The organism is Lentzea aerocolonigenes (assembly GCF_000974445.1).
In the GTDB taxonomy this organism is placed as follows: Bacteria; Actinomycetota; Actinomycetes; order Mycobacteriales; family Pseudonocardiaceae; genus Lentzea; species Lentzea aerocolonigenes.
This window is the reverse complement of sequence record NZ_BBOJ01000017.1, coordinates 216,686-234,646: the sequence shown is the minus strand read 5'-3', so window position 1 is coordinate 234,646 and position 17,961 is coordinate 216,686. Positions and strand designations below refer to the sequence as shown.

The window sequence follows — 17,961 nt, the reverse complement described above, 5'->3', positions numbered from 1 at the left end:
CGTTAGCTTGCGCTGGTCCCGTTTTGGGGCGCTTGGGTTGCGTAAGCCATCTCCCTGTTGCGTTGGGCGGCTGCGCGTTGAGTAGGGCGTGCGGCTCGGCTGCGCCATCGCGTCGCCTCGCCTTCGGCCTCGGCTTGAGTTGCCCGCCTTCGGTGTGGCCTCAACGAGAAGGGCGCCACCTCTCGGCGGCGCCCTTCATACCTGTGAGCGAAACGACGGGAACCCCGGCCCCTTCCCCAGGGCCGGGGTTTCACCGTGTCAGGGTGTTGTGTGTCTCAGATGGACCGTCCTAACGGGAGTTTTAGGCTGCCGGTGCCGTCACGCCGGGCGGGAGGCACTCGACGTTGCGCTTGCCGTCGGGCTGGATCACGAACCAGGTGCCGCCGACGCCCTGGCCCTTCCAGGCGCCCGGCTTCGGGTCCTGGGAGTAGGCGTAGATCGCCCAGCCGTCGATCGCGACCTGCTTCTTGCCGTCTGCGCGGGTGATCAGCGAGACGAGCTTCGAGTCGATGCCCTCGACCTGCGGAATCGTGTCCGACAGCAGTGGCGGCCACGTCACGGCGCACTGGTTGTTGCAGTTCGACTTGCCTTCCGGCTTCGGGGTGTCCTTGTCGAAGCGGTACATCGTGCGGCCATCGCCGTCCTGGACGACCATGCCCATCTTGTCGACGGCCTTGCCTACCAGCTTCAACGAACTGACCGGAGCCGCGGCCGGCGGCTGCGCTGCGGGAGGCTGCGCGGCCGGGGTCTGGGCCTCCGGTGCCTGCTGCTGTGGGGATTCGGGTGCCTGAGCTGGCTCCTGGAGTACCGGGGGCTGACCCACGTCGCCGTAGTCACCGAGGACGCCCAGGTCGGTTTCGGTCTGTGCCACCGGCTTCGAGTTCGTGCCACTGCCCGTGGCGCTCCAGACACCCAGACCCAGCACAACTGCCAGCCCCGCGGCGAGCCCGATGGCAATGCGGTTACGTCGGATCACACTCATGTCCTCCTGTTCCGTCGTTCGCTCTATCGAGGCCATACGGGCCCGGTTGCGTCTCGGTTCAGAAACGAACCGAACCTCTTGTCGGCTCGAACGTCTGGCGGAGCCAGGTCGTGCGGGAGGTGCAGGGTGGTCGTCGCTGGTCAGCTGGCAGGAATGGCCGAGAGGGTGCTGGGTGCGCCGCTGCCGATAGGAATTCGGGCGTGGGACGGGAGCGTGGCGGGGCCTCAGGACGGGACCGTGCTCGTGATCCGGTCTCGGGACGCTCTGCGGCGGCTCGTGTGGAGGCCGGACGAGCTCGGGCTCGCGCGGGCGTACGTGAGTGGCGAGCTCGACGTCGAGGGGGATCTCGCCGTCGGGCTGTCGCAGATCTGGGGGCTCGTGCGGCGTGGGGTCACGCGACGGCCTCGGCTGGTGGAGGTCGCGAAACTTGCATTGCGGTTGAAAGTGATCGGGCCGAACCCGGACGCGCCGAAGGAGGAGGCGCGGTTGCGGGGTGCGCTACACACGAAGAGCCGGGACCGGGACGCCATTTCGCACCACTACGACCTGAGCAACGACTTCTACCGGCTCGTGCTCGATCCGAGCATGGCCTACTCGTGCGCGTACTTCACGTCCGATGAGGACTCGCTCGTTCAGGCTCAGCACAACAAGCTCGACCTGATCTGCCGCAAGCTCGACCTGCGGCCCGGGATGCGGCTGCTCGACGTCGGGTGCGGGTGGGGATCGATGATCATTCACGCCGCGAAGCACTACGGCGTGCACGCGACCGGGGTGACGATCTCCGCTCAGCAGCGCGAGCACGTGCTCGGGCGGATCGAGGCCGAGGGGCTGCGGGGGCGGGTCGAGGTGCGGTTGCAGGACTACCGGGAGGTGCGGGACGAGCCGTTCGACGCGATCTCCACCATCGAGATGGGTGAGCACGTCGGCGAGCGGAACTACCCCGAGTACGCCTCGGCGTTGCACCGGTTGCTGAAGCCTGAGGGGCGGTTGTTGTTGCAGCAGATGTCGCGCGGGCGCAACGCGCCTGGCGGTGGTGCGTTCATCGAGTCGTACGTGGCGCCGGACATGCACATGAGGCCTGTCAGCCAGACGACGGCGTTCCTGGAGGCGGCTGGGCTTGAGATCCGTGACGTGCACGCGTTGCGCGAGCACTACGTCTGGACCGTGCGGGCGTGGGCGCAGACACTGGAAGACCGGTGGGACGAGGTCGTCGCGCTGGTCGGGGAGGGGCAGGCGCGGGTGTGGCGGCTGTATCTCGCGGGTGGTGCGCTGACCTTCGAGGAAGGGCGGATGGGCGTGGACCAGATCCTCGCGGTGCGCAGGAGCGAGAACGGGCGCAGCGGCATGCCTCGGGTGCGTCGTGAGCTGGTGGCGCGATGAGCTTCCTGATCAGTCTGGTCGCGGTGGTTCTGCTGCTCAGCGGCCTGTTCCTGTACGCGGACGCACGTCGGCGGTACGACCTCATCGACTCCGCGTGGGGACCTGGGTTCGCCGTGATCGCCGTGATCACGTTGGTGTTCGCGGAGGGCGAACCAACTCGGCAGTGGATCATCACGGTGCTGACTGCGGTGTGGGGTCTACGCCTGGGAGCGCACATCTTCGTGCGCAACTCCGGCAAGGACGAAGATCCGCGGTATCAGGACATTTTGAGGCGTGCCAAGGGAAATCCGCGTCTGCGGATGTATCGCGTCTACCTGATCCAGGCCGCGCTGATGTGGGTCGTGTCGTTGCCGGTGCAGGCCGCGCAGCACCTTTCGGCCCCGTTCGGAGTGCTAGATTGGGTGGGCACTGGCGTGTGGATGGTCGGCTTCGTCTTCGAGGCCGTTGGTGACTGGCAGCTCTCCCGGTTCCGGGCGGATCCGGCGAACAAGGGCGCCGTTATGGATCGCGGACTGTGGCGCTACACAAGGCATCCGAACTACTTCGGTGACGCTGTCGTGTGGTGGGGCCTCTACCTGTTCGCGCTGCACTCGTGGCTCGCCGCGCTCACGATCATCGGTCCGGTGATCATGACGTGGCTGCTCGCGAAGGGCACCGGAAAGCCGTTGCTGGAGAAGGACATCGTGTCCCGCCGGCCCGGCTATGCCGAGTACGTGCAGCGGACGAGCGGGTTCGTTCCCCTGCCTCCGAGGAGTCGCGTGAGCTAGTGGCGTGCCCCGGCAGCGCAGGCGGTGAAGTCACGCTCAACAGGCCGTTTTGCGGCGGCCAGGAGGAAGGTGTGCGGGCGGCACCACGATGCGCCCCTGAGCGCGAGTTCCCACGGCAGCGTGGCGAGCCCTGTCACTGGTGGTGCGGTGCCGGTCGGGCTGTGTCGTGCCAGGCAGTGCACGTCACAACGCCCGTGTCGTCGGCGTGCGCGGGTTAGTGTGGCCGGGTGGGCAACGACATCTCCTTCCCGCGCCAACAGGCGCGCACCCAGCGGTTCACCGTAGGCGCACCCAGGACCTTCGCGGTGTCGTCCGACGGGGGACGTGTCTTCTTCCTGCGTTCGGCCACGGCCACGAGCCGTGCGAACGGGCTGTGGGAGCTGAACACGTCCACCGGCGTCGAACGGCTGCTCGCCGACCCGGCGACGCTGCTGAGCGATCCGGAGGACCTGCCGGCGGAGGAGAAGGCTCGTCGCGAGCGCACGCGTGAGTCCGGCGCGGGCATCGTCGGCTACTCGCTCTCCCAGGACGCCTCGGTCGCCGCGTTCGCCCTGTCCGGTCGCCTGTTCGCGGCCGACCTGGTGAACGGCAGCGCCCGTGAGCTGCCGACCGGGGGTGGCGTCGTCGACCCGCGCGTCGACCCGACCGGGCAGCGTGTGGCGTACGTCACGCGCGGCACGTTGCGGGTGGTCGAGCTGGACTCGGGTGAGGACTACGCCGTAGCCGTTCCCGACGGCGAGGACGTGACGTTCGGCCTCGCCGAGTTCATCGCGGCCGAGGAGATGTCGCGCTACCGCGGCTACTGGTGGGAGCCGGGCGGCAAGCGCCTCATCGCCGCGCGCGTGAACAACGCCCCGGTCCAGCGCTGGTACATCGCCGACCCCGCGAACCCCGGCACCGCTGCCACCGAGATCGCCTACCCGGCGGCGGGCACGACCAACGCCACGGTGTCGTTGCACGTGGTGTCGCTGGACGGCACCTTCGTTCCGGTGCTGCTGGACTTCGACTACCTCAACGACGTGCACTGGTCGTCGGGCGGGGCACCGCTGATCACGACGCAGACCCGTGACCAGCGCACCCGCACGATCTACTCGCTGGCCCCCGACACCGGTGCGGTCACCGAGATCGCCGTCGAGACCGACCCGACGTGGCTCGAGGTCACCGACGGCGCTCCGGCGTGGACTCCGGACGGCCGCCTCGTGCGGATCGTGGGTTCCGGCGACGAGTACGCGCTGCAGGTCGGCGACGACGTCCTGACCAGCGGCCTGCAGGTGCGCCGGGTGCTCGACATCGCGAACGACTCCATCCTGGTTGCGGCTTCGGCCGACGACCCGACGCAGACGCACGTCTACTCGGTCGGCGAGACCGTCGAGCGACTGTCCACTGAGGACGGTGTGCACTCTGCGATTCGGGGCGGCGACACGGTTGTGCTCGTATCGGCCACTTTGGACAGGTTCGGCGCACGGGTGAAGGCCGGCGAGCACGAGATCGAGTCGTGGGCCGAGACCCCGGTGCTCAAGGCGTCCCCGCGGATGCTGACCCTGGGCGAGCGCAACCTCCGCGCCGCACTGCTGCTGCCCACCGGTCATGTACCGGGCACCAAGCTGCCCGTGCTGATGGACCCGTACGGCGGTCCGCACGCCCAGCGCGTCGTGTCGGCCCAGAACGCGTTCCTGGCCTCGCAGTGGCTCGCCGACCAGGGCTTCGCGGTCATCGTCGCCGACGGCCGCGGCACCCCCGGCCGCGGCCTCGCCTGGGAGCGCGCGATCGCGTACGACTTCGCCGGCGCCACCCTGGAGGACCAGGTCGACGCCCTGCAGGCGGCCGCGGCCGTCGAACCCGACCTGGACCTGACCCGAGTCGCGATCCGCGGCTGGTCCTACGGCGGCTACCTGAGCGCGCTGGCCGTCCTGCGCCGCCCGGACGTCTTCCACGCGGGCATCGCGGGCGCCCCGGTCACCGACTGGCGCCTCTACGACACGCACTACACCGAGCGCTACCTCGGCCACCCCGACGACAAGCCCGAGGTCTACGACTCGAACTCCCTCATCGCCGACGCGGACAAGCTCTCCCGCCCGTTGATGATCATCCACGGCCTGGCCGACGACAACGTGGTGGCCGCGCACACCCTGCGCCTGTCCAACGCGTTGCTCGCCGCCGGCCGCCCGCACACCGTGCTGCCGCTCTCGGGCGTCACGCACATGACCCCGCAGGAACAGGTCGCCGAGAACCTGCTGCTCCTGCAGGTCGAGTTCCTCAAGCAGTCGCTGAGCTGAGAACGAGGTGGGGCCGGCCCGAGCGGCACTCGCGGGGTTGGCCCCAGTGCTCCGCCAGCGTCTCCCCGGCACATGGGGAGAAGGTCACCTGTTCGCGAAACCGTCGTGTCAAGCCATCCGCAGGCCGATCTGTGGACAACTCGGCGGTCAGCTCGAGCTGTCCACAGATCGCCGAGCGGAGGCTTGACACGGTGCCTTCGGGTCTAGGTTGAGGTTCTGCGGCCGGGGCGGTCAGCCCCCGGGAGGGCGGGGCCCTGCCTTCCTCGCGACTTCCACTTGATCACCTGCTCGCCGCCACCGCCTGTGCGGCTGTCGCGCGTAATCGGGTTGCCGGAGCAGGCACGCGCCCGCGAGGGTGATCGACGTGCAGTCACGTGTCGCGCTGGTCACCGGCGGGGGTTCGGGAATTGGGGCAGGCATCGCCGCGGAGCTGGCGGGCCTGGGGCATCGGGTCGCGGTCGTGGACCGGGTCGCCGAGGCCGCGGAGGAGGTCGCGGACCGCATCCGCGGCGAGGGCGGGTCGGCGGTCGCGGTGTCGTGCGACGTCAGCGATCCGGACGCGGTCGCCGCTGCCGTCGCCGAGGTGACGTCGGTGCTGGGGCCGGTGGGAGTCCTGGTCAACAACGCGGGCTTCGCCAAGGACAACTCGGTCCTGGACATGCCGCTGGCGGACTGGGACGCGGTGGTGGACACGCACCTGCGCGGCAGCTTCCTGATGCTTCAGGCCACCGCGCCGGCCATGCGTGAGGCCGGGTGGGGGCGCATCGTCAACATCTCCAGCATCTCCGCGCTCGGTGACGACGAGCGGGTCAACTACGTCGCCGCGAAGGCCGGTCTGGAGGGGTTGACCCGTGCCGCCGCACTCGACCTCGCGCCGCACGGGATCACGGTCAACGCGGTCGGCCCCGGCGTCGTGCAGACGGCCATGACGGTGGTGAGCGCGGCCAGGGCGGGCCGGACGCTGGAGGAGCACCTGCGCGTGCAGGCGCGCTCGATTCCGCGTGGCCGGATCGGCACACCGCACGACATCGCCCGTGCCGTCCTGTTCTTCGCCGCCGAGGACGCCGACTTCGTGACCGGCCAGGTCCTCTACGTCAGCGGCGGGCCGCACGGATGACGCAGAAGGGGCGCTTCCCGCGAACGGGAAGCGCCCCTCTCCGACGTCAGGCTCAGGCCAGCGACTGACGCACCCGGTAGGGCGGAATGCTGTTGCCCACCAACGCCAGGTCGTCGATCGACTCGGGCTCGTACCCGGCCGTCTTCAACCGCTCGACCATCAGCGCGGTCGGGTCCTCGACGACGTCCGCGCGGCCGAACAGGTACGCCCACTCGTGCTCGTCCGAGCCGTAGTACGCGACGGTGTCGAACACCTCGTTGAACCGCTGCCAGGAGCGGATCAGCGTGGTGTTGCGCCACATCGTCTGGCAACCGGACTGGTTGACGACGACGCCGCCGGGACGCAGCAGCGCCTTGCACATGCGCAGGAAGTCGGCGCCGTACAAGCGGTTGTGCTGCGCCTCCTCCTCACGCTCGTCGGGCAGGTCCACCAGCACGATGTCGTACTTCTCCGACGTCGTGCGGATGTACTCGAACCCGTCGATGTACTGGACGCGGATCGGGCCGTCGCCCTTCTCCGCGGCAGCCAGCTCCTCGAGCGTGTAGCCGTACGGCAGGTGCTCCGCGCACAGCTTCACGGCCTGCTCGTCGATGTCGATGTGGTCGACGACGGTGGCGCCGTGCTGAACGGCCATCTGACACACGACACCCTCGGAGGAGCCGATGACCAGCACGCGCTCGACGGTGTCGGCCAGCAGCAGCGCCGGCACCATCAGGGCCTCGTGGTAGGTCAGCTGGCTGAACTCCGTCGACTGGCGGTCGTTGTCGCAGAACAACGACACGCCCTGGGCCGTGCGGGCGATCACCAGGTGCTGGAAGTCGGTCTTGGTGTCGACCAGCACCTCGTCCACGCGCCAGTGGCGGGTCATGCCATCGGCAAGCGGCTCGTTGATGGTGTTCACGCGGCGTGCTCCTTGATGCCACGAGTGACGAGATCCGTGCTCACGTGAGCGGCGCCCAGAGCGTCAGCGAGTAGCTGGACGGCCAGCGCGGGTTTCGCACGAGTACCGCAGGTGAACACGTCGACGAACACCGAACCCACTTCGGGATAGGTGTGGATCGAGGCATGGGACTCCGACAGCAGAGCCAGCACGGTGACTCCTTGAGGATCGAACTTCTTGGAGATCACCTCCAGCACAGTTGCGTCGGCCTGCGTGAGAACCTCACCGAGGGCGTGCCGCAGGAACTGCTCGTCGTCGAGCAGATCGGCGCTCACACCCGAAAGCTCTGCAAGTACGTGCTGTCCCGCGAACAAACCGACGGTCTCCTCGGTCTGACAGGGCGCTTCGGACATCAATCACTCCAAACTATGTGAATTGCAACGGACTTCAGATGCAGTACGTGGCCAACGGCGGGAAGCCGTTGAAGCACACGGACGAGTAGGAGGAGGTGTAGGCGCCCGCGTGGAGGATGTCCACGTGGTCACCGGCCTGCAGGTCGAGCGGCAGGTCGTAGCGGGTGTGCTGGTAGATCACGTCGTCCGCGTCGCACGTGGGACCGGCCAGCACGATCGGACCCGTCGGCGAACCGTCGCGCGAGGTCCGCAGCCGGTACGCGATCGCCTCGCCCTCGGTCTCGGCGAGGCCCTGGTAGCGGCCGATGTCGATGTACACCCAGCGGCGTTCGTCCGAATAGGACTTCCGCGACACCAGCACGACGGAAGAACGGATCATCCCGGCCTCGGCGGAGATCGCACGGCCGGGCTCGATCATCACCCGAGGACGCACAGCGCCGAAGTGTCGCGCGATGGAAGCCTCGATGGCAGAGGCGAAAGCCTCGAGTGAGGGAGTGGAAGCCTGGTACACGGCCGGAAGACCGCCGCCCAGGTTCACCGTCGACGTCTCGATGCCCTCCGCGCGCAGCTTGGCCGCGATCAGCGCGGCGTCGGCGATGCCGGAGTCCCAGCCGTCCACGGAGAGTTGTTGCGAGCCCGCGTGGAACGCCACACCGAGAGGAACGAGCCCCAACTCGTGCGCGAGCCGCAAGAGATCCGTCGCCATCTCCGGATCGCAACCGAACTTGTTGCCGAACGGGTAGGTGGAACCCTTGCTGTGCACGAGGATTCGCACCAGGACGGACGAACCGGGCGCGTGGGAGGCGACGAACCGGACGTCCTGCTCGCTGTCGGACACGAACATCCGCACCCCGCGCGAGTAGGCGTACGCGATGTCCGCGGCCTTCTTGATGGGGTTGCTGTAGGAGATCGACGACGGTGCGGCGCCCCGCGCCAGGCACAGGTCGATCTCCGCGGGCGACGCGACGTCGAAGTGCGAACCCTCCGCGACCAGCGTGCCGACCACGTCGGACTCGGGGTTCGACTTGACGGCGTAGAAGATGTCGACGAACGGCAGTGCCGTGTGGATCGCCTGGTAGCGCGCGCGGATCGTCTCGAGGTCGATCACCAGACACGGTGTCGACGGGTTCTCCTGGTCCAGGAAACGCCGAATACGAGCCTCTGCCTCGTAACGCCGGTCGACGGCGAAGCTCTCGGTCATTTCCCCAGGGTTCCCCCTTCATCCGCCTCGCGGTCCGTACGCGGGCACGGCCGTCCACTCTACGGCCTCGACACCGGAAGTGCGCAATCCGTCGGGCCGAGTGTGATTTACCCAGCAGACTTCAGTTCGATCATCGTGATGTCCGGCGGCGCGCCCACCCGCACCGGCGGCCCCCAGAAACCCGCGCCACGACTGACGTACAGCCACGTGTCGTCCACCTTCGACAGCCCCGCGACGCTGGGTTGCTGCAAGGGCACGACGAAGTTGAACGGCACCATCTGCCCGCCGTGTGTGTGGCCGGACAACTGCAGGTCGACGCCACGTGAAGACGCGTCGGCGACCTGCACCGGCTGGTGCGCCAGAAGAACGAGAGGGTTGTTCGGGTTACGGCCGTTCAGGGCCCTCTCTAAGTCCGGCCCGTCTCCGTAGGACTTCCCGGTCACGTCGTTCACGCCGGCGAGCTCGATGCCGCCCGCCACCGTCAGTCGCTCGTTGCGCAACGGGTTCACGCCGAGCTTGTCCAGCTCGCGCAGCCAGGGCTCGTGACCGGAGAAGTAATCGTGGTTGCCCGTCACGAAGAAGCTGCCGTTCCTGGACACCAGGTCCCGCAACGGCGCGGCGGCCTCACCCAGCTCCGCGACCGTGCCGTCCACCAGGTCGCCGACGATCGCGACGAGGTCCGGCTCCTGCTCGTTGATCATCCGCACGATCCGCTCGGTGTGCGAACGTCCCAGCAGCGGGCCGAGGTGGATGTCGCTCACGACCGCGATCCGGAAGCCCGACAGCGACGCCTGGAGCTTGTCCAGGGTGACCGGCACGGTCAGCAGCTGCGGCGCGCCCAGCGCCTGCGTCATGCCGTAACCGACCACGCCGCTCGCCGCGATGCCAGAACCGATCGCCACCGAGCGTGCGATGAAGAGCCGCCGCGACGGGTCCGGCACGACCTCGACCGGCTCGACGGGCTCCGGCCCGGCGCCGACGGCCACCGGCGCGAGGGTGGTCGCGCGCCGCAGCAGGATCCGCCGCGGGATCTCCGCGATGCCCAGCGCGATCGCCAGGTAGAACAGCAGCCCGAGCCAGACGAACCCCGGCCAGGCGAAGAACTTCCCGTACTCCGGCGGCACCCTCCGCGTCACGACCAGCGCGCTGATCAGCAGCACGAACGCGCCGACGACGGCGATCGTGCCGATGCGGCGGCCGAGCGTGCGCGGAAGCGTCGTGTTCACGACCAGCCGGCGCCACAGGTACAGGTGGCCCAGGGCGGTCGGAACTCCGAGGAGCAACAGGAAAATCACGACATCAGTATGCTTTTCGCTCTTGCCGGCGTGATCGTCGGAGGGGCCGCGGGGGAGCGCGCTCACGGTCGGCACGCGAACCGTCACAGGCGGTGGCACCCTGAACTCGTCCTCAGGTCGATGCAACCCGCCGGGCGTGAGGTGGCGTGACTAACCCGGCACCGCAGAAGGGGGAGACCTGATGAGTGATCGGGACGCCGCGTTCCAGGAGTACTTCGCGGCCCGTTCCGACGCCATGCGCGGCACGGCATACCTGCTGTGCGGTGACTGGCATCGCGCGGAAGACCTCGTGCAACAAGCTTTCACGAAGCTGTACCTGGCCTGGCGCCGGGTGGAGCGGCACGAGGCACTGGACGCCTACACCAGGCAGATCGTGGTGCGGACGTTCCTGTCCGAGCGACGGCGCGGGTGGTTCCGGTTCGAGTCGGCGAGTGACGACATCACCGACTCGGCTGCTCCGCCAGGGGTCTACCCCGAGGAACGGATGGTGCTGCTGGAGGCGTTGGCGAAGGTGCCTCCGAAGCAGCGTGCGTGCCTCGTCCTGCGGTACTGGGAGGACATGTCCGTCGAGCAGACGGCCGTCGTCCTCAAGTGTTCGGAAGGAACGGTCAAGAGTCAGGCCGCGCGGGGGCTGCAGACGCTGCGCGGCCTGCTCTCGGAGCAGGAGAGGGTTCGATGAACGAACAGGACCTCAAGAGGGCTTTTCAGGATGTGGTGGTGGCGAGCAGCCCGCCGCCGGCCATGGACCCCGGACGGGCGCTCGACGCGGCCCGGAAGGCCAGGTCGCGGCGTCGGTCGTCCATCACGGGAGCCGTGGTCGCGGTGCTCGTGGTCGGTATCGGCCTCGGGTCTGCGTTCGCGCTGAACCCGCAGGGGACGAAGGAATACATCACGGGCGCGGGGCCGAGCAGCAGTTCCAGCTCCCGCCCCAGCTCCGGCATGCCCGATACGCAGTGGGGCGAGGAGTGGCCGGTCGGGCAGAGCGACCGGACGGCCACGAACGGGCCGCAGGCCGATCGCGGCACCCAGCTGCTGGAACTGGCGAAGGCGTCCGTTCCGGCCGGGTACGACACGCCTGATCTGAAGTACAAGGACCCCACCATGTACGGCGGCATGCTCCGCGCGCAGGCGCAGATCTCGACGAACAAGGGCGAGACGCCGGAGGTCTGGCAGTACACGGCATACGTGCCGGTGCGCAAGGGCGACAAGGTCGGCCAGCTGACGGTGGAGGTGTCGACGCCGAACCCGAAGGCCCCGACCGACCCGTGCGCGCTCGTCACGCGGTACCAGGGCGGCTCCGGCGGCTGCAAGATCATGGACGTCGACGGGAAGCAGGTCGGGACCGCTGCTTCCGTGCAACCCGGCCGACCCGCCGGCACCGTGGCGGCCTACCGGGCGGCCAACGGTTGGACGGTGATGGTCACGCAGGAGGAGGAGTACGCCTACAGCGGCTATCCGAAGCTGGACGCGCAGCCGTTCTTCACGCCGGCGTTGGCGGCAGTGGCGGCGGATCCGAAGTTCCTGCTCGACAGCTGAGCCCACTTCGCGTCAGGAGGGCGGTCACGCGTTGTCGTGACCGCCCTCTCTCGTTGCTCTTTTCGGGTGTTTTGGCAGGTAGAGTGCCGTCCTGCAATGCGGACTCTCCTCATCGACAACTACGACTCGTTCACGTTCAACCTCTTCCAGCACCTCGCTGAGGTGAACGGCGTCGAGCCCGAGGTCGTCCACAACGACGACCCGCGCTTCCGGCTTGCCTCGCTGCGGTCGTTCGACAACGTGGTGATCTCGCCTGGCCCCGGCCGGCCGGGCAACCCCGCCGACTTCGGCGTGTGCCGCGCGGTGATCGAGCACGCCGCCATTCCGTTGCTGGGCGTGTGTCTGGGCCATCAGGGTCTGTGTCTCTCGTACGGCGCCGTTGTCGGCCCTGCGCCTGTGCCGCGCCATGGGATCGTTTCCCCGGTTACACACACGGGCGTTGATGTGTTCGCAGGGCTGCCGTCGCCGTTGAACGTCGTGCGGTACCACTCCTTGGCCGTGACGGAGCTTCCTTCTTCTTTGGAGGCCATCGCGTGGAGTGATGACTCCGTGCTGATGGGTGTGCGCGCTCTCGACCGACCCGCGTGGGGTGTGCAGTTCCACCCGGAGTCGATCTGCACCGACTTCGGCCGCGAGATGCTCGCGAACTTCGCCGCGCTGACCCCCACCAGGACATCCGCGGTGCCCGAACCGGTGCTGGTTCGCCCAGAGCCTCAGAAGCGCCCTGTGCACGTCCGGAAGCTCGCCGTGGCGGCGAATGCGGAGGAGACGTTCGCAGCCCTCTACGCGGCCTCTGAGACCGCGTTCTGGCTGGACAGCGGCACCGGCGGGCGGTTCTCGTTCATGGGTGACGCCTCGGGTCCTCTCGCGCGCGTTGCGCAGTACTCCGTGCCGGACCAGGTGCTCACCCTGGACGGCGTGCGGCTGCCCTGCCCCTCGTTCTTCTCCTGGCTGGACGACGACCTGTCGTCGTGGGGCGTCGAACAGCCAGACGTGCCGTTCGACTTCGCGCTGGGGTGGGTGGGGTACCTCGGCTACGAACTGAAGGCGGAGTGCGGCGGCGACTTCGCACACCGCGCGGAACAGCCCGACGCGTCGTTCGTGTTCACGGACCGTGCGGTGGTCATCGATCACGTTGACGATTGTGTCTATTTGCTGTCGCTGACCGATGACTCCTGGTTCGCCGACGTTTCGGCCGTTCTGGCGGATCTGACGCGTTTGGACGAGCCTTCGCGGCCGGTCGTGTCCGACGTGACGTTGCGCCATCCGCGTGCGCACTACCTGAAGCTGATCAGCGCGTGCCAGGAAGCGATCACCGCCGGGGAGACGTACGAGGCGTGCTTGACGAACATGATGTCGTGGCGTGCCTCGCTCGACCCGTGGGACACTTATCGGCTGCTTCGTGCCGCTAATCCCGTTCCGTTCGGGGCGTTGCTGCGTTTCGGTGACCTCTCCGTGCTCAGCACGTCACCCGAACGATTTATCAGGGTTGACCGAGATGGCGTCGTCGAGTCGTCGCCGATCAAGGGCACACGTCCGCGAGGTGTTGATGCGGCGGACGACGAGATGTTGCGCACGGCGTTGGCCCGTTCGGTCAAGGACCGGGCCGAGAACCTGATGATCGTGGACCTCGTCCGCAACGATCTCGGCACGTGCGCGGAAGTGGGTTCGGTCGAGGTGACGCGGTTGTTCGACGTCGAGACCTACGCGACCGTCCACCAATTGGTGAGCACCGTCAGGGGCAGACTTCGCCCGGACAGTTCTGCCGTCAGATGTGTTCGAGCAGCGTTTCCCGGTGGTTCCATGACCGGTGCACCGAAGATCCGAACCATGCAGATCCTTGATGGGTTGGAAGCCGGTCCACGTGGGGTGTACTCGGGAGCGCTCGGTTACTTCTCGCTCAACGGAGCAGCCGACTTCAGCATCGTCATCCGAACGCTGGTCACGAACGGCGACCAGGTCAGTTTCGGTGTCGGCGGAGCTGTCATCTCGCTGTCCGACCCTGACGAGGAATTCGAGGAGACAGCGGTCAAGGCCACTGCCGTGTTACGCCTGTTCGGAGCGCACTTTCCCGGTCGTTGATCCCGCGTTCCGGATCGAGAACGAGTGCGAATCCAACAGGATCGTGTTTGATCCTTGGTGGTTAACACGTCGGCCGGCAACCCGGCCGACGTGTGGAAACCTCGCGTGTTCGCGCAGGTCAGGAGGCGTGTGCTTCCTGGAACTGCACGACCAGGTTCTGCGGAATGCGACCGCGGTCCGAGATCTGGTGCCCCTGCGCGCGGGCCCAGTCACGAATGCGCTGCGCCTCAGCCTTGTCGCTGGCCTTCACCGTGGACTTGCCGGTGCCCTTGCGCTGCTTGCGGCCCCCCGCACGACGAGCCTTGGCGACGAAGTCCGCCAGCGACTCGCGAAGCCGCTCCGCATTTCCCTTCGACAGGTCGATGGCGTACTCGACACCGTCAAGTGCGAAGGTCACGGTCTCGTCGGCTTCTCCGCCGTCGAGGTCGTCGATGAGTTGGACGACGGTCTGCTGTGCCACTGTTCCTCCGTTGGGTACTCACATAGCACGCGGATCCTCGACGTAACCACGTGCTCCGACAACACCATAGTCCACATGACGAAAAACGGCGAACCTTTCGCCGCTAAAATGTGACCCCAACCCCCCGGTCGGGTCATTTACCCCGGTAAACCGCACGGGTGTTATGGGTCCAAAATGTGCTGCTAGTCGTCTCACTTCGGACCGTTGCTGGGCTTGCTGGCCGCTTCACCATTCCCGCTGACGGAGCAGCGTTGCACATAACGCACCCCCATCCGGTGCAGGTATCCTCGACATACCCACCAGGGGTAGGGAAGGTCAGGAGCCGATGCACGGGTACACCGCGGACAAGGACGCATACCTCAAGCGACTGCGCCGCATCGAGGGACAGATCCGCGGCCTCCAGCGCATGGTCGAGAACGACGAATACTGCATCGACGTCCTCACTCAGATCTCCGCCGCCACGAAGGCGCTGCAGGCGGTGTCGCTGGGACTGCTCGACGAGCACCTGAAGCATTGTGTGGCCCAGGCGGCAGCCGAAGGCGGCCCGGTGGCCGAGGAGAAGCTGGCCGAGGCGTCAGCCGCGATCGGCCGTTTGGTGAAGTCCTGAGGGGTCCCCACAAGAAACCTGTTGGGGTGATCCGCTAGAGTTCACCCCGCTACGCCCCCGTAGCCCAATCGGCAGAGGCAGCGGACTCAAAATCCGTCCAGTGTGCGTTCGAGTCGCACCGGGGGCACGGACTTCGGGTGAGGTGTGTCTGCGGAAAGCGCAGACCATGCCTCGCCCGTGGTGTTTTCTGGGGGCCGAGCCTCCAGACCCCAGCCGGGGCGCTGCGCCCCCGGACCCCGGCTTCGGGTCGTCGCTTCGCTCGACCCGAGATCCGCGCACTGTGGTCAGCGTTCGAACAGCAGGGGCCCGACTTTTGCTTGCCATTCGGTTAGTTCCTGCACCAGCCACGTGTCGTGGTTTCGCTCGGTGCGGCGGTTGATGGCGACCGCGGCGGCCGCAAGCCCCAGGCCCAGCAGCACGATCCCGGCGCTCAGCAGGCACACCATCGGGTCGAACCGCAGCACCACCACGATCGTCTGCAGTGCGGCCAGGCCGATCGTCCATCCCAGGTAGGTGCACGGCACGTTGGACGGGCCGGTCGTCGCCCACTGGCGCCAGCCCCACTCCGTCCGGGCGCGCAGGGCCAGCCGGGTCTCGGCGAGGTCGAGGTACACCCCGACGGCCTGCTCCTGCTGCAGGCGAGAGCGCGGCGGGCGCCAGTCGGGCCAGGAGAGCAACCTCTCGCGCAGCCGGGCCGCGGCCCGGCGGAACAGGTACGGCTCAAGTGAGGCCTCCGGCGGCCATTCGCGCTCCTGCAGGTCGCGCCGGTTCGACAGGCGCTGAGTGAAGTAGACCAGTAGCACGAGCGCGGTCAGCACGAACCCGATTCGCCACGTGCCACCCTGCATCACGAACTCGGCGAACACCGTCAGCATGATGGCCACCGGCACGCCGACGAGGATCCAGTCGCGGCGGACGTAGTCGCGGTAGGGCATCGTCTGCGTTCGTCGTTCCCATCGGTAGGTCCGGTGCCGTGTCAGGAGTTGCACACCCAGGAGCAGCGTCGTGTAGACCATGGCGGCGTATGAGAGCACCGCCGCCGTTGCGAACATGAGCCAGTTCAGGCCGGCAGGCAAGGCGATCAGCAGCGGTGCGGCGAACGCGATCAGGGCACGCCACATCACCTTGCGCCACCAGGGTTTCGTCTTGAGAGCCTGCTTCGCGGGTGCCGGCCGTGCCGGGGCGACGTGCCGTTCGAGCATCCAGATGACGTGGTTGATGTCCTCCTCGAGGTGGGCGGCGCGAAGCCGGGATGCTTGCCGCACCGCGAGCTCCCCGATCTCAGGCGGCAGTTGTTCCCTCGTCGGGGGCGCGGTCGTGCCCAGCAGTACCGGCACGACCGGCTTCTCCATGTGCAGCGCGGTGGCGATCTCCCAGCGCACCCAGTCGACTTCGCGGTCGAACGTGTCCACCCAGCCGTCGTGGATGACGGCGAGGACGACGTTGCTCGCGATCAGGTGGCCGCGGAGCTCGTCCGGGTAGCGGCTCCCGGACGGCATGTTGTGGTCGACGAACACGACGCCGTCACCGAAGTGGTGGGCGAGTCGCTGAGCGAGCGCGGCGACCGCGACCGAGTGGGATCCGTTGCGGTAGTTGATGAAGATCATCGTTCGAACACCAGCGGGCCCAGCTCCGCCTGCCACCCGGTCAGCTCGGCGACGTGCCGCCGGGTCTGGGCCCGGTCGGCACGCAGCTCGAGCCAGATCGCGAGGGCCGCGACTCCCAGTGCCAGCAACGAAATCGTCGCGCACACCAGGTAGGCACCTGTCGAGGCGCGATCCCGCAGCATCGCGGGAAGCGCGATCAGGTCCAGCGCCACGGCACTCGTGGCCCAGCCGAGGAAGAACACCGCGAAGCGGTGGTGCCCGGCGGTGAGCCACGGCCGCCAGCCGAGCTCCGCGCGGGCGCACAGCGCGAGCCTGGTCTCTGCCAGGTCCAGGTACACGCCAACGGCCTGTTGCTGCTGGGAACGGGAACGCTGCGGCTTCCACTCCGTCAGCCGCTCGTGCAGGCGAACGGCGGCGCGCCGGAACATCAAGGGGTCCGGTGACACCGGCGGCGGCCACGCGTTGTCCTCTTCGGAGTGCTTGAGCCACAGCCAGTGCCACTGGTACGCCAGCGCGAGGAGAACGACCAGTGCCACCCAGATCCGCCAGTGGCCACCCGCGGTCGCGAAATCGATCAGGGAGACGGCTACGGAGATCAGGATGACCGCCCCGAGGATCCAGGATCGCTGCGCGTATCGGCGGTACGGCATGTTCCCCAGCCGCTGCTCGACCGCGTGGAACCGCGGGTTCAGCAGCCGGACAGCCGACGTCGCCAGCACGGCGACGATCATCGCGGTCAACGACATCAGCGCCAGGAACGGGTAGATCAACCACCACGGGTCGGTGTCGTGGTACTTCGTCAACGCGAGCATGGAGAGCGGGAACGCCCACCCCAGCGCCCGCAGCGCCGGCCACTGCCGTTTCGGCCTGGGAACGACCCGCTCCGCTGCCGCCGGTTGGACCATCAGATCCAGTTGGGACAGCAGGTTCTCCACGTCCTCGGGCCAATGCGCGGCCCGCAATCGAACACTCTGCCGCAGGGCGAGCTCCGCGATGTCGCCCGGCAGCCGCTCCCGGGTCAGCCGGGCGGTGTTCTCGAGCAGCACCGGCACGACGTGCTTGCTTTTCGCGAGCGCGGTCGCGATCTCGTAGCGCACCCAGTCCTTGTCGTCACGCCAGTCCTCGTCCCACCCGTCGTGGATGACCGCGATCAGGACGTCGCGGGCCTCGACCTGGGCGCGCAGCTCGTCCGGATAGCGCGTGCCGGGGGACATCCGATGGGCGACGAAGACCAGGTCCCTGCCGAAATGCCGTACCAGCCGATCTGCCAGCGCGCCCACGGAAACCGAATGTGGACCGTTGCGATAATTGACGAAAACTCCGCTCATGGGACTTTCTTCGTGGAGGGCGAAAGAAGG

16 protein-coding genes and 1 tRNA gene are annotated in these 17,961 nt (G+C 67.8%); 9 read left to right on the top strand and 8 right to left on the bottom strand.

Going from position 1 to position 17,961, the window contains the following annotated elements:
• Positions 1-301 precede the first annotated feature (301 nt).
• Positions 302-982 carry a COG4315 family predicted lipoprotein gene (locus AOM45_RS31395; RefSeq protein WP_236703895.1) on the bottom strand — a complete coding sequence of 227 codons (681 nt, stop codon included), beginning with the start codon at positions 980-982 and terminating at the stop codon, positions 302-304.
• A gap of 153 nt (positions 983-1,135) precedes the next feature.
• Here AOM45_RS31395 and AOM45_RS31390 point away from each other — a divergent pair, with 153 nt between their 5' ends.
• The 4 genes from AOM45_RS31390 to AOM45_RS31375 all read left to right on the top strand — a co-directional run bounded on the left by AOM45_RS31390 (position 1,136) and on the right by AOM45_RS31375 (position 6,522).
• Positions 1,136-2,362 carry an SAM-dependent methyltransferase gene (locus AOM45_RS31390; RefSeq protein WP_030466687.1) on the top strand — a complete coding sequence of 409 codons (1,227 nt, stop codon included), beginning with the start codon at positions 1,136-1,138 and terminating at the stop codon, positions 2,360-2,362.
• Positions 2,359-3,129: a DUF1295 domain-containing protein gene (locus tag AOM45_RS31385; protein ID WP_030466686.1), complete on the top strand. Its 771-nt coding sequence runs from the start codon at positions 2,359-2,361 to the stop codon at positions 3,127-3,129. Before AOM45_RS31390 ends, AOM45_RS31385 begins: the two co-directional genes overlap by 4 nt.
• A 227-nt stretch (positions 3,130-3,356) precedes the next feature.
• Entirely contained in the window at positions 3,357-5,405 is a 2,049-nt protein-coding gene (locus AOM45_RS31380) for a S9 family peptidase (RefSeq protein WP_030466685.1), read from the top strand.
• Positions 5,406-5,769: 364 nt separating this feature from the next.
• Entirely contained in the window at positions 5,770-6,522 is a 753-nt protein-coding gene (locus tag AOM45_RS31375; RefSeq protein ID WP_308202622.1) for an SDR family NAD(P)-dependent oxidoreductase, read from the top strand.
• 52 nt (positions 6,523-6,574) lie between these two features.
• On the opposite strand, the gene AOM45_RS31370 is transcribed toward AOM45_RS31375, so the two are convergent.
• From AOM45_RS31370 to AOM45_RS31355, 4 genes are all read right to left on the bottom strand, one after another.
• Positions 6,575-7,390, bottom strand: coding sequence for a spermidine synthase (locus tag AOM45_RS31370; protein WP_051783028.1), 816 nt, complete (start codon positions 7,388-7,390; stop codon positions 6,575-6,577).
• A gap of 29 nt (positions 7,391-7,419) precedes the next feature.
• The gene (speD, locus tag AOM45_RS31365) at positions 7,420-7,815 is read right to left on the bottom strand and encodes an adenosylmethionine decarboxylase (RefSeq protein WP_030466682.1); all 396 of its coding nucleotides are present in this window, start codon (positions 7,813-7,815) and stop codon (positions 7,420-7,422) included.
• A 34-nt stretch (positions 7,816-7,849) separates the two neighbouring features.
• Positions 7,850-9,016, bottom strand: a complete 1,167-nt coding sequence (locus AOM45_RS31360; protein ID WP_030466681.1) for a type III PLP-dependent enzyme — start codon at positions 9,014-9,016, stop codon at positions 7,850-7,852.
• A gap of 107 nt (positions 9,017-9,123) precedes the next feature.
• Complete coding sequence (locus AOM45_RS31355; RefSeq protein WP_308202621.1) at positions 9,124-10,311, bottom strand: metallophosphoesterase; 1,188 nt, start codon at positions 10,309-10,311, stop codon at positions 9,124-9,126.
• A 181-nt stretch (positions 10,312-10,492) separates the two neighbouring features.
• Here AOM45_RS31355 and AOM45_RS31350 point away from each other — a divergent pair, with 181 nt between their 5' ends.
• From AOM45_RS31350 to pabB, 3 genes are all read left to right on the top strand, one after another.
• Entirely contained in the window at positions 10,493-10,990 is a 498-nt protein-coding gene (locus tag AOM45_RS31350) for a SigE family RNA polymerase sigma factor (protein ID WP_030466679.1), read from the top strand.
• Complete coding sequence (locus tag AOM45_RS31345) at positions 10,987-11,847, top strand: hypothetical protein (protein WP_030466678.1); 861 nt, start codon at positions 10,987-10,989, stop codon at positions 11,845-11,847. The genes AOM45_RS31350 and AOM45_RS31345 overlap by 4 nt, the downstream gene beginning before the upstream one ends.
• A gap of 96 nt (positions 11,848-11,943) precedes the next feature.
• Positions 11,944-13,929, top strand: a complete 1,986-nt coding sequence (gene pabB / locus AOM45_RS31340; protein ID WP_030466677.1) for an aminodeoxychorismate synthase component I — start codon at positions 11,944-11,946, stop codon at positions 13,927-13,929.
• A gap of 118 nt (positions 13,930-14,047) precedes the next feature.
• On the opposite strand, the gene AOM45_RS31335 is transcribed toward pabB, so the two are convergent.
• A complete protein-coding gene (locus tag AOM45_RS31335; protein ID WP_030466676.1) occupies positions 14,048-14,389 on the bottom strand; it encodes a histone-like nucleoid-structuring protein Lsr2 in 342 nt (113 codons plus the stop codon).
• A 325-nt stretch (positions 14,390-14,714) separates the two neighbouring features.
• On the opposite strand from AOM45_RS31335, the gene AOM45_RS31330 reads away from it, so the two are divergent.
• Entirely contained in the window at positions 14,715-14,996 is a 282-nt protein-coding gene (locus AOM45_RS31330) for a metal-sensitive transcriptional regulator (RefSeq protein WP_030466675.1), read from the top strand.
• A gap of 53 nt (positions 14,997-15,049) precedes the next feature.
• Positions 15,050-15,123: transfer RNA gene (locus AOM45_RS31325), tRNA-Leu, on the top strand.
• 157 nt (positions 15,124-15,280) lie between these two features.
• Here the strand turns inward: AOM45_RS31325 and AOM45_RS31320 are convergent.
• A complete protein-coding gene (locus AOM45_RS31320; RefSeq protein WP_051783023.1) occupies positions 15,281-16,603 on the bottom strand; it encodes a TIR domain-containing protein in 1,323 nt (440 codons plus the stop codon).
• Complete coding sequence (locus AOM45_RS31315; protein ID WP_081901976.1) at positions 16,600-17,931, bottom strand: TIR domain-containing protein; 1,332 nt, start codon at positions 17,929-17,931, stop codon at positions 16,600-16,602. Before AOM45_RS31315 ends, AOM45_RS31320 begins: the two co-directional genes overlap by 4 nt.
• Positions 17,932-17,961 lie beyond the last annotated feature (30 nt).

Bases quoted from the DNA above. Each gene is read 5' to 3' on its own strand.
- pabB (WP_030466677.1), top strand. From the start codon at position 11,944: ATGCGGACTCTCCTCATCGACAACTACGACTCGTTCACGTTCAACCTC.
- AOM45_RS31345 (WP_030466678.1), top strand. From the start codon at position 10,987: ATGAACGAACAGGACCTCAAGAGGGCTTTTCAGGATGTGGTGGTGGCG.
- AOM45_RS31315 (WP_081901976.1), bottom strand. From the start codon at position 17,931: ATGAGCGGAGTTTTCGTCAATTATCGCAACGGTCCACATTCGGTTTCC.
- AOM45_RS31350 (WP_030466679.1), top strand. From the start codon at position 10,493: ATGAGTGATCGGGACGCCGCGTTCCAGGAGTACTTCGCGGCCCGTTCC.
- AOM45_RS31360 (WP_030466681.1), bottom strand. From the start codon at position 9,016: ATGACCGAGAGCTTCGCCGTCGACCGGCGTTACGAGGCAGAGGCTCGT.
- speD (WP_030466682.1), bottom strand. From the start codon at position 7,815: ATGTCCGAAGCGCCCTGTCAGACCGAGGAGACCGTCGGTTTGTTCGCG.
- AOM45_RS31385 (WP_030466686.1), top strand. From the start codon at position 2,359: ATGAGCTTCCTGATCAGTCTGGTCGCGGTGGTTCTGCTGCTCAGCGGC.
- AOM45_RS31370 (WP_051783028.1), bottom strand. From the start codon at position 7,390: ATGACCCGCCACTGGCGCGTGGACGAGGTGCTGGTCGACACCAAGACC.
- AOM45_RS31330 (WP_030466675.1), top strand. From the start codon at position 14,715: ATGCACGGGTACACCGCGGACAAGGACGCATACCTCAAGCGACTGCGC.
- AOM45_RS31390 (WP_030466687.1), top strand. From the start codon at position 1,136: ATGGCCGAGAGGGTGCTGGGTGCGCCGCTGCCGATAGGAATTCGGGCG.
- AOM45_RS31395 (WP_236703895.1), bottom strand. From the start codon at position 982: ATGAGTGTGATCCGACGTAACCGCATTGCCATCGGGCTCGCCGCGGGG.
- AOM45_RS31320 (WP_051783023.1), bottom strand. From the start codon at position 16,603: ATGATCTTCATCAACTACCGCAACGGATCCCACTCGGTCGCGGTCGCC.